Source organism: Modicisalibacter radicis (assembly GCF_900961225.1).
Classification (GTDB): Bacteria; Pseudomonadota; Gammaproteobacteria; order Pseudomonadales; family Halomonadaceae; genus Modicisalibacter.
This window is the reverse complement of the sequence record NZ_CAAHFN010000060.1, coordinates 1-16,939: the sequence shown is the minus strand read 5'-3', so window position 1 is coordinate 16,939 and position 16,939 is coordinate 1. Positions and strand designations below refer to the sequence as shown.

Sequence of the window (16,939 nt, the reverse complement as noted above, 5' to 3'; positions counted from 1 at the left end):
CCGATAGACAACAGTAAGACCCGTCCTTTCGGCAAGGAGCCTACATGAACGCCTCGACTCTGATCGGCATGCTGGTCAGTTGCTTGTTACTCGCCTGCGTATTGCTGTTCACCGCCGAATCACCTGACAGCTTCCTCAACCTGCCCGGCCTGGCGATCGTGCTCACCGGTACGCTGGCGGCCACCTTCATCAGCTACCCACTGCGCGAAGTGATCCGCGTGGTGCGCCTGGTGGGCATCGTCTTCCACCGCGAGAACACCTATGTGCGCGACGACATCGACGAGCTGGTCAGTCTCTCGCGGCTGTGGTTCAAGGGCGACGTACGCGCCGTGGAGCGGGCCCTCGAGGGGGCGCGCAACCCTTTCCTGCGCACCGGCGTACAACTGGTGATCGCCAATACCAAGGAAAGCGAGATCCTCGATCTATTGCGCTGGCGTATCGCCCGGCTCAAGGCGCGCGAACACGCCGAAGCGCAGATCTTTCGTACCATGGCAGCCTATGCGCCGGCATTCGGCATGCTCGGCACCCTGGTCGGGCTGGTCAACATGCTCGAAGTAATGGAACAAGGCGGGCTTGCCGAGATCGGTCCGCGCATGGCCGTGGCGCTGCTCACCACCTTCTACGGCATCCTCCTGGCCAATCTGGTATTCAAGCCGATCGCCGTGAAGCTCGAGCGGCGCACCGAGGAGCGGCTGATCGCCATGAACATGGTGCTGGAGGGGATTGCCCTGATTTCCAAGCGCCGCCTGCCGTCGTTCATCGAGGAAACCCTCAATTCGTTCATGGCCACCTACCAGGACGAGATCCGCGACCCGCCGCAGACGTCGGGCCCGGATGCAACCGCAGGGGCCGGCGTTCATGACTAGTCCACGCCCCGACGACCTGTTCGCCTCGGGTCACGGCGAGGGAGAGGACGAAAGCTGGCTGACCAGCTATCTCGACGTGCTGACACTGCTGATCACGCTGTTCGTGCTGTTGCTGGCGCTTTCGGGCAACCAGCCCGGCGACGCCGATGCGACCGGGACCACGGCCCTCAGTGCATCAGGCGCCGCTGCATCGACCGCGGGATCGCGGACCAGCGGTATCCAGCCGCGCCAGACGGGCCTGCTGCCCCATCTCGACGGGGTCAGCGTGTCGCGCAGCCAGGAAGGCCTGAACCTGCGTATCCAGGATCATCTGCTGTTCGCCAGTGGCCAGGCCACGCTCACCGAGGCTGGTCGACAGGTACTGCGCGGGATCCTTCCGCTACTCGAGAGCACCGCCGGGGCGATCTCGGTGGAAGGCCATACCGACGACGTACCGATTCATACGCCGCGCTACCCCTCCAACTGGGAACTTTCCAGCGCCCGGGCGAGCGCCGTGCTGCGCTTTCTGGACAGCCAGGGGGTGGCCATCCAGCGTCTGCGCGCGGTGGGCTACGCCGCCACCCGGCCGCTCGCCGACAACCATGATCCCAGCGGTCGTGCCACGAACAGACGCGTGGAACTCGTCATCCACGAGGCAAAGTCGGGCCCAGACTGAAGCCGCGGCAGCGTCAGGCGGCCGCGGCGTTTTTTTCGAGTTACTTAACACAGGTTAAAAGCAATAGGCGTTGGCTGTGCCACTGTTAGGGTGTTGAGCATGGACAAGCTCAACGGGACAGCATGGATGCACAGCGCGACGCCCGGTCAGGGACGACCGGGCTTCTTGCTGACCGGAACACACGGCCGGTCATGGCCCAGCCAGCGTTGACTTGCCCGCCCCCTGCCCGCAGAATCCCCGACCGTCGAGACACGGGTGCTCGGGAAGCGGGTGAGACCCCCGCACTGCCCCCGCAACGGTGTTCGCGTTCTATCGATAACGGGTTCGACGCCGCAACTGGCAGCCGCCAAGTGCGCCGAGTGAACCGAAACAGCCACTGCCCGCCCGGGTGGGAAGGCGTTATCGTTGGCGAGGTGACAGACGCAACACGTCTGGCCACTTGCCTCGCACGCGTCAGTCCGGAGACCGGCCTGCGTCTCTTCACTGGCTGATGCGGAGGGCTTCGCCAGTGACGACCGGCGTGCGTGGTCACTTCTCCCTCAATGCGAGCGATCGCGTCGCGGCCCTGCCTGGGCTGTCGTCACCCTGTGTCCTCCTCATCGCGTTCAACTTTGCGCGCTTGAGGACAAGTCGATGCACTACAAGAAATACCCGCTCTGGCTGGTTGCCGGTCTGGCAACCACCCCGTTGATCAACACCGCGCAGGCCGAGCAAAACCTGAACCCCGTCCAGGTGACGGCCAACCGCCTGCCGCAGTCGCAAGCCGACGTGATGGCCAGCACCACCGTCATCGAACGCGCGGAGATCGAGCGGCTTCAGGCCGACTCGGTGGTCGAACTGCTGCAGGCGCGCGCCGGTATCGAGCTGACCCAGAACGGCGCACCGGGCGCCCAGTCGAGCCTGTTCCTGCGCGGCAGCGAATCCGATCACACCCTGATTCTCGTCGACGGTGTGCGCATCAACTCGGCAACCAGCGGCGGCGCCAGCCTGGAATTCCTGCCGCCAGCGGCCATCGAGCGTATCGAGATCGTGCGCGGCCCTCGCGCCGCAGCCTATGGCGCCGATGCCATCGGCGGCGTCATCCAGATCTTCACCCGCAACACCCGGACGCGCGGAACCCAGGCCAGCCTGAGCGCCTATGCCGGCAGCGACGATACCTACCGCCAGAACGCCCGACTCGCGATCGGCGACACCGACACCCGGCTTCATGCCACGCTGTTTCATCGCGACGGCGATGGCTTCAACGCCACCCGCGACGACGCCAGCGGCGAACGTGACGGCTTCGCACGCGAGGGCGCACAACTCGGCTTCTCGCAGCGCCTCGGCGCCGATGCGCAGCTGTCGCTGAATGCGCTGCGCCAGAATGTCGAAACCGACTACGACAGTTGCTATCGCAGCGGCGATTTCCTCGCCCCGGAGTCGGCGGACTGCGTCTCCACCGGCTATCTGCAATCCTTCTCCGGCCAGCTCGATGTGGCTTTGGCCAGCGACTGGGACATGGTCCTCACCGCCGGGCATTTCGACGAACAGCGCGAGGAGCGCTATGCCGGCGAGCGCCAGAGCCTGACCGAGACTCACCGCGACGAGCTCGGGCTCCAGCACCGCTTCAGCCACGAGAACGGCATTGACGTGCTGGGTGTCGACTATCGTCGTGACGACATCGATTTTGCCAATCGCGCCGGCGCCGAATACCAGCGCGACAGCCGCGAGAACGTCGGCGTCTACGGCCTGATACAGCGTCAGTACGCTGCTCATGAACTATCGGCATCGCTGCGTCACGACGACGACTCGCTGTTCGGCGACGAGACCACCGGCAGCCTCGGCTACGCCTATCACCTGAGCTCGACGCAACGGCTCGGAGCCAGCTACGGTACCGCCTTCAAGGCACCCAACCTGAGCGACCTCTACGGCACTTTCAGCCCCAACCCCGATCTCGATGCCGAGACCTCGAAGAACCTCGAGGCCTTCTGGGCCTTCGACGACATGACCTGGAATGCGCGTGTTACCGCCTTCGATAACCGCATCGACGACCTGATCGTCTACACCGGCACCTTCCCCGACGACAGCTATTACAATGTCGACGAGGCACGCATCCGGGGTATCGAATTGACCGGCGGCTGGCGGGGCGAACGCCTGAGCACGCAGCTTGCCGTCACCGTCCAGGACCCGGAGGTGCGGCGCTGGTCCGACGACTATGCGGGTATCGGCCGCGGCGATCGCCTGCTCAGCCGTGCCGAACGCTTCGCCCGCCTGGACGTCGATTATCAGCTCAACGACGCCTGGCAGGTCGGCTCTACCCTGCTGGCCTTCAGCGAGCGCACCTCCTATGGCGGCGCCGAGGTGGGTGGCTATGGCCGCCTCGACCTGCGCACCGCCTGGCAGGTCACGCCGATGATCGAACTTTCCGCCAAGCTCCAGAACGCGCTCGACAAGGACTACCAACTGGTCGACGGCTACAATACCCAGGATCGCTACATCGAAGGGGGCATCACCCTGCGCCTGTAGTTCCCGACCTCAGCTCCTCGACATCGACGGCATGCATGGCATGGGTAGCCCGCGCCATGCATTACCGGCATTATATCCTGGTCGTTAACAGGGGTTCGCTAGCGGATGCAGCCGGGCGCTTTCGTCCGTTTGCCACGCTTCGGACTGGTTGTACGCGCACCTATGCGGTGCATGGACCCATCTCGTTCCAGGGAAGAGCACGATGAATCGACGTGATTTCCTCAAGGCCACCAGTGTCCTGGGCAGCGCCTTTTTGCCCATTTCCACGGTACTCGCCGCTGTCGACGGCGCCACCAAGACCATCGGCCCCAGCGAATCGTTCAGTTTTGCCTGGCTCAAGGGCCTGGCCCGGCATATCTCGAACCAGGCCAGCGAAGGTGCCAAGCCCAACCTGCCACCCGAACTCCAGGGCATGAGCTGGGACGAATACCAGGCGATCAGCTTCAGCAAGGACCACGACATCTGGGCGGACAACGAGCAATCCCGCTATCGCGCCGAGCTTTTTCACCTGGGGCTTTATTTCAAGAAGCCGGTCAAGATCTACGAGATCGTCGACGGTCAGTCCCGGGAAATCGCCTACGATCCCTCGCTGTTCAACTACGGCAAGTCGGGCATCGACGGCGAGAAGCTGCCCGAGGATCTCGGCTTCGCCGGCTTCCGCCTGTTCCACAAGGACGACTGGCAGCGCGACATGATGGCTTTCCTCGGCGCCAGCTACTTCCGCGCCGTCAGCGACTCCATGCAATACGGCATGTCGGCCCGCGGCCTGGCGATCGACACCGGCCTCGACAGACCCGAGGAGTTCCCCGACTTCACGCGCTTCTGGCTCGAGCAGCCCGCGGACGGCAGCGATGTCGTCAACGTCTATGCACTGCTCGAATCCGACAGCATCACCGGCGCTTACCGTTTCGCGATCACCGTCAACGACGGCGTGGTCATGGAGATCGACTCGGCGCTCTACCCGCGCAAGCCGATCGAACGCCTGGGCATCGCCCCGATGACCAGCATGTACATGGTCGGCGAGAACGACCAGCAGGCCAACTGGGACTGGCGCCCCGAGATCCACGACTCCGACGGCCTGTCGATGCATACCGGCAACGGCGAGTGGCTGTGGCGGCCTTTGGTCAACCCGCCGCAGCTGCGCTTCAACGCCTATGCCGACGAGAACCCGCATGGTTTCGGCCTGCTCCAGCGCGATCGCGATTTCGACCATTACCAGGACGACGGCGTGTTCTACGATCGCCGGCCCTCGGTATGGATCGAACCCAAGTCCGATTGGGGCAAGGGCTCGATCCAGTTGATCGAGATTCCCACCCTCGATGAAACCTTCGACAATATCGTCGCCTTCTGGAATCCCGACGAGCCGGTCCAGCCCGGCAGCGAGATGCTCTTCGGCTATCGCATCTACTGGCGCGACCGTGCTCCCGCCCAGACCGACCTGGCCCGCTGCGTGGCGACCCGTACCGGTATCGGCGGCGAAGTCGGCAAGGCCCGCGAGTACTTCAGCTGGCGCTTCGTGATCGACTTCCAGGGCGGCCCGTTCCCCTTCGACGCCGATCAGGATGTCGAGGTCGTGCCGGTCATCGAGAACTCCGCCGGGCGTATCGAGATCACCTCGGCCCGTCCGCTGGACGCGATTCAGGGCTACCGGGCGATGTTCGATGTGGTGCCCCCGGACGAGGGCACCGAACCGATCAACCTGCGGGTCTACCTCAAGGCCGGCGACAAGCCGCTCACCGAGACCTGGATCTACCAGTGGTCACCGCCGCCGGCCGACGACCGCGAACTGCACAACCCCGGCCATCTACTGTAAGAGATCCCGGACCAAGTCTGATTGACGTTGTTGCATTTTCAGAACCCTCTATACTGTATATAAATACAGCATAGAGGGTTGCGCCATGGCCATCCGCCAACCGCCTCGTCCCCGCAAGGGGCGCGGCGCCACCTACGATCCACCCAATCGCTTCGCCCCGTCCGCCAGCGAAGCCGTCGACGACGGCTGGTGGCAGGATGACGTGCCCGAACGCCTCGCCACCCTGGTCAGCGACGAGGCGAGCAGGAGCGCGCTGTCATGGAACCGCTCCCCCGACCTGCCCTTCGACCGCTCGCTGAATCCCTACCGCGGCTGCGAGCACGGCTGCATCTATTGCTATGCGCGGCCCAGCCATGCCTACTGGGATCTGTCGCCGGGCATCGATTTCGAAACCCGACTGATCGCACGCACCGGTCTCGTCGAGCGGCTCCGCGAAGAGTTCTGCAAGCCAGGCTATGCGTGCCGGCCGATCAACCTGTCCGGCAATACCGATTGCTACCAACCGCTGGAAGCCGAACGCGGCACCACCCGGGAAATCCTGGAGCTGCTCCTGGAGTGCCGGCATCCGGTGGTCCTGGTCACCAAGGGGGCGCTGATACTGCGTGACCGCGAGCTGCTCGCCGAAATGGCCGCCAAGCGCCTGGTGCGTGTCTTCATCAGCCTCACCAGTCTCGACGCAGAACTCAAGCGAAGCCTGGAACCGCGCACCGCCTCGCCGCAGGCGCGCCTCAAGGTCATGCGCGAATTGAGCGCTGCCGGGATTCCCGTGGGAGCCCTGCTGTCACCCATGATCCCGGGGCTCAACGACCACGAACTCGAGCGCCTGCTGGAAGCCGCCTGCGAAGCCGGCGCAAGCACGGCCGGCTGGACATTGCTGCGGCTGCCCCACGAGGTTGCCCCGCTGTTCGAGGATTGGCTCGCGCAGCACTATCCTGAGCGAGCCGGCAAGGTCATGAGCCTGATTCGGCAATCGCGGGGCGGCGCCGACTACGATTCGCGGTTCGGCCGACGCATGCGCGGCGAGGGCGTATTTGCCGACATGCTGGCACAGCGTTTCCGTCGCGCCAGCCGCCGGCTGGGGCTCGCAGGACGAAGCGATGACATGCTGGATTGCCGGAACTTTCGCCCACCCCACCGTCAGGGCGACCTGTTCGGTTAACATGGTCGATCACTATCGACCGGGCACTATCCATGGCAACCAGCAAGACTCGCACCAGCTTCTACCGGCGTCTGTACGTCGCCTACCTGATCGACCGGGGCACGGCCAGCATCCCGGCCATTACCCGGGCCACCGGCATGCCGCGCCGTACGGCCCAGGACACGCTGAATGCGCTGGCCGAGCTGGATATCGATTGTGTCTTCGAACAGGCACCCGGCGAGCGTCACCAGATCGGACGCTACGTCATTCGCGACTGGGGGCCGATCGACAAGCGCTGGGTGGCCGACCACCAGCAGCGACTCCGTACGCTGCTGGGCTACCCCTGAAACCACCGCCATGCACGATCACCCGATCGCCCCCTGCGTACTTGGCTTGATACATGCACTCGTCGGCGGCGCTGAGTAACGCGCGAGACGTCTCGAAGCGTTTACCGAAACCCTGCGTGGCGACGCCGTAAGACGCAGTGACGGGCAGCCCCGTTACCGATAGCGTGTTCCAGGCTGCAACCCTCAGCTCATGGCGAATGTCGTCGACGAAGCTGCGCGCCTGACTGGTATCGCGATCACCCAGCACAATCACGAATTCTTCGCCGCCATAGCGTCCTACCTGCGCGCCCGCCACGGCGCAGCGGGTTTCGAGGAGCCTGGCCAGCCGGCACAGAATCTCGTCGCCGAACGTATGGCCATGGGTGTCATTGAGCGCCTTGAAACGATCGAGATCGATGAACACCACCGACACCCCCCGCGACGCGGCGTCGAAGGCCGCCTGCAACGTCTCTTCGAGGTAGCGGCGGTTGCCCAGTTGGGTAAGCGGGTCGCAGCGCACCTGTCGACTCAGCGATTGCTGCTGTCGTTTGAGCGCGTCGATCTCCTGTTGCTGACGTATCAGATCCTGCTGCAGCTGCGCGTTCTGTTCGGCCAGCAGCTGCTTCGAGAGGTGCAACAACCGCTGGCCATCGAGTCGCTCCGGCGGGGTGATGGCATAGAGGGCAGCGACCCCGGGAAGCTCCTCCTGCAGGGCCAGCATCGCTTCCACCAAGGTCGGCGTATCGAGGCCGAACACCTCTTCGATTTCCCCCAGGGCACCGCTCAGCGCGCTCTCGCCCTGCAGCCAGGCATCGGCCAGGCCGCCTGACGCTCTCACACAGCTGCCGGCTCGGTCCTCGTCGGTCTCCGCCGCTTGCAGGGGCTGGTGACTGGCGCCGATCCAGGCCACCGTCCGTTCGGACAACCGCCAACGGCGCGCCAGCCAGGCACCCACGACGGCGTGATCGACCCCGTACCGGTCACGTTCCAGCTCGACCAGTTGCGCATGATCCTCGGCGCGCGCACACAATGCTCGATAGTGCTCGGCATCGCTGGCATGCAGCGCAAGCATGCCGATATCCTGCAACAGGGCGGCGGTGAACAGTACACCACCATCCACGGCCCCCTCGAGCGTGGCCGCCAGCCGCCGGGCTATCAGCGCACTGATCAGCGAGCGTTGCCAATAGTCGTCGAATGTCGTGCCCGGGCCGGCTTCGCTTGTCGTCGCCGAGGCCAGACTACAGCCCAGCGCCATGGAAAGGGTTCGCTCGACGCCGATGCGATTGATCGCCTCTTGAAGATGCTCGACGGGCCGGTGGCTGGTATAAAAAACGCTATTTGCCAACGATAGCAGGCGTGCCGAAAGAGCCGGATCACCATTCAGCACAGCAACGATTTTCTGCAGGCTGACATCAGGATCGCGTGCCAACTCGATGACCCTGAGCACGACCGAGGAGGGAGATGGCAGCGTTCTGCACTGCTCAAGCGAGTCGCGAAGTGCGTCGGGTATCAAGCGAAATCTCCTTTATAAAGAAGGCATGAGTCTCATGAGGCCCTTCGCGCCGTACCTATCAGTCGCTCTCCTGCCGAAAAGCAAAAAAGGGATACGGGGCCTTGGCAGCACTCGTATTCATGCCAGCCAGACGGTACCGCTCGCCATCCATTGCGAGGCGTTATTTTCACTATTCGCTTGTTAAAATAGTTACCTTTTACGTTGAATACGTCAACATAAAAAAATCCATTGCTGGCGAATCCCGCAAGGCATTATCGTTATTTAAATCCCACAGCACGAACATGGGTTATGAAGCACCAGGCGATATTCTTCAACGCATTGAAACAATCGTTTTAAATCCAACACTTTACACATGACGAACGATCATCGGGATCGGAGGGAGAGAGCATGTCGGAACGGAACGCACGCCACCGGCAGTCGATGCAAAAACTCAAGACCCATGTCGATGAGCGCGTCGCCGCGGCGACCGAGCAGTGCGGCCTGCTCATGGTCTTCACCGGCAACGGCAAGGGCAAGACGACGGCGGCCTGGGGCACCGTGACCCGCGCCCTGGGGTACGGCTACCGGGTCGGCGTGGTTCAGTTCATCAAGGGGCTATGGGAGTGCGGCGAACGCGAGCGCCTGGCCGATGACGCCAACCTCGAGATCGCGGTCATGGCGACCGGTTTCACCTGGGAGACCCAGAACCGCGACAGCGACATCGCCGCCTGCCGGGCCGTCTGGGGCGAAGCCGAGCGCATGCTTGCCGACCCCGGCACCTACCTGGTCGTGCTCGACGAGATCACCTACATGCTCAAGTTCGGCTACCTGGATTTCGCGACGCTCAAGCAGGCACTCGATAATCGACCGCGCGAACAGACGGTGATCGTCACCGGACGCAATGCCCATCGCGACCTGCTGGCCATGGCCGATACGGTGACCGAGATGCAGGAAATTCGCCACGCGTTCAACAGCGGCATCCAGGCACGCCGCGGCATAGATTACTGAACCGGCCACGCAATCACCCCGGCCCGCCGCGCTGCACCGCCCGGCGCAGCGCGCTGCACACCTGGGCCATGGCATCCAGCAGCCGCGGACCCGGACGGCTGATCCAGTCCGGCTCGAGGGTATACAGCTGGCCGCTGGCGACCGCCGGCAGCAGCGCCCAGCGTTGCCAGGCAGCCTGCCAGTCGTCATCGCGCGAGGCGCTCAAGATGACCGTGGGCCGTGCGGCGATCAGCGCCTCGCGGCCGATCTGCGGCACCAGCACCGGCTGCTCGGCGAACAGCGCCACCCCACCGCAGCCGCGAATCACCTGGCTGACGATATGCCCCCCGGCCAGCGTCGTCAGCGGATTGGTGCCCAACTGATAGAAGACCCGCGGCGGCTGGTCGAATGTCTGGCCGAGGCCCGCCAGGCGCGCCAGATAGACCGCCGCCCGATAATCGCCACGCCGAGCCTGTCCGGCAAGCCGGCCCAGGTCGCGCAGATTGTCGGCGACGTCGGACAAGGCCCGAGGCTCGCTGGCATAAAGCGGGATCTCCAGCTCGCGCAGGCGCTCGACCAGCGCATGGGGCGTCCCGCTCGCCCAGACCACCACCAGATCCGGCTTGCGTGCCAGCACCGCCTCGAGGGGAACGCCACGGTAGTTGCCCACCCGCGGCAGCTGACCAGCCGCCGCCGGGTAATCGCTGCCGTCGATCGCCCCGACCAGCGCATCGCCCGCGCCCACCGCATAAAGCATCTCCACGGCATGCGGCGCCAGCGCCACGATACGCTCGGCCGGCCTTTCCAGGGACACCCTGTCGCCGTCGTCGTCGATTACGGTGATGGCCGCAGGCGCCTCGCAGGCCAGGCCCACTCCGAATGCCAGCGCGATGACGCCCATGACGCCGCGTGTAAGTCTCATGGCCACGGCTCTACTCTCTGCTCGGGTCCGGTATCTTCGCCTGGTCGCCTGGCCGAGTCGGCCCGTCGAAGAGCCCCCTTAACGGGGAAACAATGTGCAACACTGGCACACAACGGGAACCGTCGCGGCTCGCAGCGATCCCTGTCTTCACCCCTGTTCGATTCACTGCAAGGAGGCTTCATGCCACTACGCCACACCCCCGCCCCACGACGCCAGCCCCGAGCGCTGCTCGCCACCCTGCTGTTCGTCGGCCTGCTCGGCGCCGCGGGGGTATCCCAGGCGCAGGCGCTTCCCGGCGAAACGCCCGGGCATCGCTTGCAGGTCCAGGCGCAATCCGAGCTGCGCGTGGCGCCCGACATGGCGACGCTCGATGCCCGGCTGTGGGAGCGCACCCCCAGCGTCGCCCAGGATGGCAGCGAGCAAGCCGATCCCGAAGCGCTGAGCGAAGCGCGCGACAGGCTGGAAACGCGGACCGGCGAACTGATCCGCCAGCTCGAGAACCAGGGCATCGACAGCGCGGCGATCAGCGCCGGCTCGCTGAGCGTGCGCCCGGACTACATTCAGCAGCCTGGCCAGAACGGCGACTCCGGCCAGACCCTGGTGCGCACCCAGCTCGAACGGCCGATCAGTCTGCGTATCGACGACCTGTCGCGCTTGCCGACGATCCTCGATGCGCTGACCCAGGCCGGTGTCGATGCCCTCGATGGCGTCACCTACGACCTCAAGGATCGTGACGCGGCCACCGACAAGGCCTTAAGCCAGGCACTGGAGAAAGCCCGCCACAAGGCCCGACTGATGGCCGAGACCCTGGACATCCAGCTCGGCAGGGTCGTCCAGGTCGAGGAGACCGGGGCGCCGCGCTACTCGCCGCAGATGATGTCGATGCGCAGCGATGCCATGGAGAGCAAGGCGGCCCCCGAGTATCGCCCCGGCGAGATCACCCTAGACGCCAGCGTCCGAGTCGCCTGGGAGATCGAAAATTAAGCAGCGAGAACCGGGCCACGAGCTGCGAGCCAAAGGCGGAGACGCTCGTAGCTCGTAGCTCGTAGCTCGTACTCAGGCATTGATTGCATCAAGCCCGCCCAGGTAGCCGCGCAGCGCCTCGGGCACCGTGATCGAGCCGTCGGCCTGCTGGTAATTCTCGAGCACCGCCAGCAGGCAACGCCCCACCGCCAGGCCCGAGCCGTTGAGGGTATGCAGCAACTGCGGTTTCTTGGCCGCCGGGCTGCGGTAGCGCGCCTGCATGCGCCGCGCCTGAAAATCCTCGCAGTTGGAGACGGACGAGATCTCCCGGTAGGTCTGCTGGCTGGGCAGCCAGACCTCGATGTCGTAGGTCTTGCTGGCACCGAAGCCCATGTCGCCGGCGCACAGCGTGACCACCCGGTAGGGAAGCTCGAGCGCCTGCAGGATCGACTCGGCATGCCCGCGCATCTCCTCCAGCGCGGCGTAACTGGTCTCGGGCTCGACCATCTGCACCATCTCGACCTTGTCGAACTGATGCTGGCGAATCATCCCGCGGGTGTCCTTGCCGTAGGCGCCGGCCTCGCTGCGGAAGCACGGCGTATGCGCGGTCAGCCGGATCGGCAACGCCGATGCCTCGACGATGGTGTCGCGGGCGAAGTTGGTCAGCGGCACCTCGGCGGTGGGGATCAGGTAGTAGTCGCTGTCGCCCTCGAGACGAAACAGGTCCTCGCCGAACTTGGGCAACTGGCCGGTCCCGGTCAATGAATCGCTGTTGACGATGTAGGGCACGTAGCACTCTTCATAGCCATGCTCGAGGGTCTGACGGTCGAGCATGAACTGCACCAGCGCACGATGCAGGCGGGCGATGGGACCGCGCATCACGGCGAAGCGCGAGCCGGTCAGCTTGGCGGCCATCTCGAAGTCCAGATAGCCCAGCCTGGCGCCCAGATCGACATGATCCTGCACCGCGAAATCGAAGGTCCGCGGTGTTCCCCAGCGGTGCAGCTCGACATTATCGGACTCGTCGGCGCCCGCGGGCACGCTCTCGTGGGGCAGGTTGGGCAGACTGGCCAGCAGCGCGTCGAGCTCCCCGGCGACGTCGTTCAATTGCGCCTTGGCCGCGTCGAGCCGCTCGCCCAGGTCGCTGACCTCGGCGAGCAGCGGCTCGATCGCCTCACCGGCGGCCTTGGCCTGGCCGATCGCCCGGGAGCGGCTGTTGCGCTCGCTCTGCAGCTGCTCGGTCTCGGTCTGAAGGTCACGACGCCGACGTTCGAGCGCCTCGAACGCGGCCGTGTCCAGGGTGAAGCCGCGCAGGGCCAGGCGTTGCGCAACGTGGTCGAGCTCGCTGCGAAGCAGCTTGGGATCGAGCATAAGAGCCTTTCCATTGACGAATAGCTATCGGAACAGCCGTCCCGTGCGAAGCACCGGTAACCGCGACACAGCAGACGGCGAAACGAGCATTGTAAAGAATTCGTCGGGAGCGAGCCACGCGCTCCTCGCCCCATACCACCAACCATTTCGCAAGGCAATTATCCATAGTGTTTATATCGAGCGCTTCGCATATACGTTAGTGTACAATCCGTCAGACATATATGCGACATTTTCTCATATTCGCATAATTCATCGGACAAACTTAGGCACACACCCTCTACAAAGGCTCCACGATGATCCTGAAAGCGAAGCGATCCCTGCTATCCAGCCTGATCATGGTCAGTACCCTGGCTGTAGCCAGTCAGGCACAGGCAACCACCTCCATCCGCCTGGGCTGGACGACCGCAGATAGCGAAGTCGACCCCTACGCGATCACCGCACACTACTTCGCCGAAGAGCTGGAGAAAGCCGCGCCGGATGAATTCGACGTCAAGTTCTTCCCCAACCATCAGCTCGGCGACGACACCGAAATGCTGCAGGGCATGCAACTGGGCATTCTCGATGCCGGCGTCATTACCGGGACGCAGATCAGCACGCTCGACACGGCTTTCCAGCTCAACGACCTGCCCTTCCTCTATGCCGACAGCGAACAGGCTCACGAAGTGCTCGACGGCGAGATCGGCCAGACACTGATGGACCGCCTGGAATCGCAAGGCATCGTCGGACTGGGTTTTGCCGAAGCCGGCTTCAGGAACACCATCAATAACGTACGCCCCATCCAAAGCCCCGATGACTTCGATGGCATCAAGCTACGCGTCCAACCCAGTGACCTTTATATCGCCAGCTTCCGCGAACTCGGTGCCAACCCGGCTCCGCTGGCCTGGAGCGAGGCGTTCACCGCGGTACAGCAAGGCACCGTCGACGGCCTGGAAATCCCGCTACCGGTGATTTATGCCAACAAGTACCCCGAAGTCACGCAGTATCTCTCTATGACCCGGCACACCTACAATGCCCTGGGACTGCTGATCTCCAAGCAGACCTTCGGGAAGTTGTCCGACGAACAGCAGGAAATCGTCCGTCAGGCCGCCGAGAAGGCGATCGCACGGCAGCGCGAGACGGTGGCCAGCAACAACGAAAGGATCCTCGAGCAGATCGAGAGCCAGGGAATGGAAGTCAACCGTGTCGAGGATGTCGCGGCGTTCCGCGAGAAGGTCGCGCCCGTCTATGAGAACTACCGCGACAAGATCGGCGGCGACCTGCTCGATCGCGCCCTGCAGATCACCGCTCAGTAAAATCCCACGGCCCGGCCTGGCGCCGGGCCACCGGCCATGGATCCCCCTTCATGTATCGCCATCTCGACGAAGCCAGTCGTATCCTGGCCAGCGCGACCAAGCTTCTGGGCGCTATCGCGGCGTTGATAATGATCCTCACGTTACTGTTGGGCGTCTTTTATCGTTATGTGCTGCAAGACTCCTTGTCCTGGTCCGATGAGGTCGCGCTGCTGGCCGCTTCGTGGACGGTATTCCTGTTTGCCAGCGTGCTGGTGCGTCACTTCGAACACGTCCGGGTCACGCTGCTGCTCTCGTTGCTACCCGATCGCCTCTCCGGGTTTCTGGAGCGCCTGAACGTGTTGCTGGTACTGCTTTTCGGGGTAGCCATGATCTGGACGGGGTATGGGTTCATGGAGTTCACCGCCAGCCAGGTCTCGCCGGCGATACGTTATCCCTTGTGGGTCAAGAATGCGGCATTACCGGTCAGCGGCTTACTGATCAGTTTTCACGCCGTCGTGCTGATGATCCGCCCTCACTCCCTGAACGACCTGAGGAGCACGGAACATGGGTGAAACGGGCCTTGTCCTCACGCTGGGCCTGTTTGGCCTGCTCGCCGTCGGCGCCCCCATCGCGATCGCGCTGGGCCTGCTGACCCTGATCGGCATCTGGATGGCGGACCTGAATCCCCTGATCGCGGCCCAGCGCTTCATCGCGGGCAGCAGCTCGACGGCGCTGCTGGCCATTCCCGGGTTCATCCTCGCCGGTGAGCTGATGGGCGCGGGAGGTCTCTCGCGTCGCCTGGTGAAAGTGGCATCGGCCTTCGTAGGCCACCTCCCCGGCGGCCTTTCGATATCCACGGTCGGCGCGGGAACTTTCTTCGGTGCCATTTCCGGTTCGGCCCCGGCAACCACGGCGGCGATCGGTTCGATCATGATCGACGAGCTGGAAACCCGAGGTTACAAGCGCGGTTATGCGGCCGCCCTGGCTACCGCCGTGGGCCCCCTGGGACAGATGATCCCGCCCTCGATACCGATGGTGATCTGGGGCGTGCTCTCCGAGGAATCGATCTCCCAGCTGTTCCTCGCCGGCGTGGTCCCGGGCCTTCTCGCCGCCGCCGGCTTCTGCGTGATCAGCGTCGTCTATGCCAAGCGTCAAGGCATCCAGGGGCAGCCGCGCGCTTCGCGTGGCGAGATTCTCCACGCCCTGCGGGATGGCATCTGGGCCCTGTTCGCCCCCATCGTCATTCTGGGGGGCATCTACGGCGGTATCTTCACGCCGACGGAAGCGGCGATGGTCGGTGCATTGTACAGCGCCATCATCGGGGTGTTCGTGCATCGCGACCTTCAGCTGCGGCAACTGCCCGGCCTGCTGATCAACGCCATGCGCACGACCGCCGTGATCATGTTCATCATCGTCACGGCCTATGGATTCGCCTGGGTCATCGCCAGCGAACAGCTCCCCACCCGGATCACGGAACTCATCCTCGGTCTCACCAGCAACCCGCTGCTGCTGCTGCTCTTCATCAACCTGCTGCTGCTGGTGCTGGGTGCCGTGATGGACAACATCTCGGCCATGGTCATCATGAGCGGCGTGCTCATCGGGATCGGCGCACAGATCGGGCTGGATCCCATACAACTGGGCGCCATGGTGGTGATCAACTTCGCCGTCGGCATGGTGACGCCGCCACTGGGTTATTCGATCTTTGTCGCCTCCTCGGTCAGCGGCATGAGCATCGAGCGCATAGCCAGGCATCTGCTGCCCTTCCTGGCCGTCCTGCTCATCGTCGTGGGGCTGATCGCCTACGTGCCGGCCGTGACGCTATGGCTCCCCGGGCTCGCCGAATGATGCAGACGCGACAGCCCCCCACCTCCGGCGCTCGGCGCGGTCAACGCCTGTCGGCCAGGATCGTCGCCACGCTGGAGCAGGAAATCCGCGACGGTCTTTACCCACGAGGCTCGCAGTTCCCCACCGAAGCCAAGCTCATGGCGCGATTCGGCAGTAGCCGAGCGGTGATCCGCGAGACAATCGCCGAGCTGCGTCGTGCGAACCTGGTGGTCACGCAACAGGGCAGCGGTACCTACATTGCCACGGCGCTGCCCGAACGTCCGGTCTTTTCGATGACGGCGGATGCCGTGGACCAGCAGGAACTGCGCTACATCTACCAAATGCGCCGCGAGGTCGAAGCCGGCGCAGCGGCACTCGCCGCGATCCACGCCACGCCTCAGGAACAAAGCGATATCGCCCGGGCCCTCGACCGGCTGGCCATCAGCCTGAAACAGGGCGATCCCGGCGACAAGCACGACCTGGCGCTTCACCAGGCCATTGCCAACGCGACGGGAAACCACTACTTCTCCGATTTCATTGACTTCTGCTATAACCGGATGTCGACGGCAATCAGCACGGCTCGCCACAATTCGGCTCGCGATGCGACGCTCGAGAACATTGCCCAGGTTGAACACCACAATATCGTCGACAGCATCCTCAACCGCGAGCCCGAAGAGGCCCGTGCGGCGATGCGCCTGCACCTGACCAATGCCATGCGACGTCTCGGACTTCAGCCCCCCATCGGATAGGCATGCGACAATGCACAGACCCGACATACCTGGCCCCGACCCCCGTCTCTTATACAC

15 protein-coding genes and 1 riboswitch are annotated in these 16,939 nt (G+C 64.1%); of the genes, 12 read left to right on the top strand and 3 right to left on the bottom strand.

Features of this window, described 5'->3' with window-relative positions; translation table 11 throughout:
* Nucleotides 1-44: 44 nt before the first annotated feature.
* The 6 genes from HR9077_RS09490 to HR9077_RS09465 all read left to right on the top strand — a co-directional run bounded on the left by HR9077_RS09490 (nt 45) and on the right by HR9077_RS09465 (nt 7,324).
* Nucleotides 45-866 carry a motility protein A gene (locus HR9077_RS09490; RefSeq protein WP_136066770.1) on the top strand — a complete coding sequence of 274 codons (822 nt, stop codon included), beginning with the start codon at nt 45-47 and terminating at the stop codon, nt 864-866.
* Nucleotides 859-1,521, top strand: coding sequence for an OmpA/MotB family protein (locus HR9077_RS09485; protein ID WP_136066769.1), 663 nt, complete (start codon nt 859-861; stop codon nt 1,519-1,521). Before HR9077_RS09490 ends, HR9077_RS09485 begins: the two co-directional genes overlap by 8 nt.
* Before the next feature lie 236 nt (nt 1,522-1,757).
* Nucleotides 1,758-2,009, top strand: a riboswitch (cobalamin riboswitch).
* Nucleotides 2,010-2,154: 145 nt separating this feature from the next.
* Nucleotides 2,155-4,026 carry a TonB-dependent receptor domain-containing protein gene (locus HR9077_RS09480; RefSeq protein WP_136066768.1) on the top strand — a complete coding sequence of 624 codons (1,872 nt, stop codon included), beginning with the start codon at nt 2,155-2,157 and terminating at the stop codon, nt 4,024-4,026.
* 202 nt (nt 4,027-4,228) lie between these two features.
* On the top strand, nt 4,229-5,839 hold the full coding sequence (locus HR9077_RS09475; protein ID WP_136066767.1) for a glucan biosynthesis protein: 1,611 nt from the start codon (nt 4,229-4,231) through the stop codon (nt 5,837-5,839).
* Between the two features lie 85 nt (nt 5,840-5,924).
* Complete coding sequence (locus tag HR9077_RS09470; protein WP_136066766.1) at nt 5,925-6,998, top strand: PA0069 family radical SAM protein; 1,074 nt, start codon at nt 5,925-5,927, stop codon at nt 6,996-6,998.
* 32 nt (nt 6,999-7,030) lie between these two features.
* Nucleotides 7,031-7,324, top strand: a complete 294-nt coding sequence (locus HR9077_RS09465; protein WP_136066765.1) for a winged helix-turn-helix domain-containing protein — start codon at nt 7,031-7,033, stop codon at nt 7,322-7,324.
* Here the strand turns inward: HR9077_RS09465 and HR9077_RS09460 are convergent.
* Complete coding sequence (locus tag HR9077_RS09460; RefSeq protein WP_136066764.1) at nt 7,242-8,816, bottom strand: sensor domain-containing diguanylate cyclase; 1,575 nt, start codon at nt 8,814-8,816, stop codon at nt 7,242-7,244. The genes HR9077_RS09465 and HR9077_RS09460 overlap by 83 nt on opposite strands.
* Nucleotides 8,817-9,203: 387 nt before the next feature.
* Here HR9077_RS09460 and cobO point away from each other — a divergent pair, with 387 nt between their 5' ends.
* The gene (cobO, locus tag HR9077_RS09450; RefSeq protein ID WP_136066762.1) at nt 9,204-9,803 is read left to right on the top strand and encodes a cob(I)yrinic acid a,c-diamide adenosyltransferase; all 600 of its coding nucleotides are present in this window, start codon (nt 9,204-9,206) and stop codon (nt 9,801-9,803) included.
* A gap of 13 nt (nt 9,804-9,816) precedes the next feature.
* On the opposite strand, the gene HR9077_RS09445 is transcribed toward cobO, so the two are convergent.
* On the bottom strand, nt 9,817-10,704 hold the full coding sequence (locus HR9077_RS09445; RefSeq protein WP_136066761.1) for a cobalamin-binding protein: 888 nt from the start codon (nt 10,702-10,704) through the stop codon (nt 9,817-9,819).
* A 180-nt stretch (nt 10,705-10,884) separates the two neighbouring features.
* On the opposite strand from HR9077_RS09445, the gene HR9077_RS09440 reads away from it, so the two are divergent.
* A complete protein-coding gene (locus HR9077_RS09440; RefSeq protein WP_136066760.1) occupies nt 10,885-11,688 on the top strand; it encodes an SIMPL domain-containing protein in 804 nt (267 codons plus the stop codon).
* A 72-nt stretch (nt 11,689-11,760) separates the two neighbouring features.
* On the opposite strand, the gene serS is transcribed toward HR9077_RS09440, so the two are convergent.
* The gene (serS, locus tag HR9077_RS09435) at nt 11,761-13,038 is read right to left on the bottom strand and encodes a serine--tRNA ligase (protein ID WP_136066759.1); all 1,278 of its coding nucleotides are present in this window, start codon (nt 13,036-13,038) and stop codon (nt 11,761-11,763) included.
* Between the two features lie 293 nt (nt 13,039-13,331).
* On the opposite strand from serS, the gene HR9077_RS09430 reads away from it, so the two are divergent.
* Genes HR9077_RS09430 through HR9077_RS09415 form a run of 4 tightly spaced genes read left to right on the top strand, consistent with a single transcriptional unit; the run spans nt 13,332 to nt 16,882 of the window.
* Nucleotides 13,332-14,330 (top strand): TRAP transporter substrate-binding protein, encoded by a 999-nt coding sequence (locus HR9077_RS09430; RefSeq protein ID WP_136066758.1) that lies wholly within the window; start codon nt 13,332-13,334, stop codon nt 14,328-14,330.
* 50 nt (nt 14,331-14,380) lie between these two features.
* The gene (locus HR9077_RS09425; protein WP_136066757.1) at nt 14,381-14,881 is read left to right on the top strand and encodes a TRAP transporter small permease; all 501 of its coding nucleotides are present in this window, start codon (nt 14,381-14,383) and stop codon (nt 14,879-14,881) included.
* Nucleotides 14,874-16,154: a TRAP transporter large permease gene (locus tag HR9077_RS09420; protein WP_136066756.1), complete on the top strand. Its 1,281-nt coding sequence runs from the start codon at nt 14,874-14,876 to the stop codon at nt 16,152-16,154. Before HR9077_RS09425 ends, HR9077_RS09420 begins: the two co-directional genes overlap by 8 nt.
* On the top strand, nt 16,151-16,882 hold the full coding sequence (locus HR9077_RS09415; RefSeq protein WP_168380924.1) for a FadR/GntR family transcriptional regulator: 732 nt from the start codon (nt 16,151-16,153) through the stop codon (nt 16,880-16,882). The genes HR9077_RS09420 and HR9077_RS09415 overlap by 4 nt, the downstream gene beginning before the upstream one ends.
* Nucleotides 16,883-16,939: the final 57 nt, after the last annotated feature.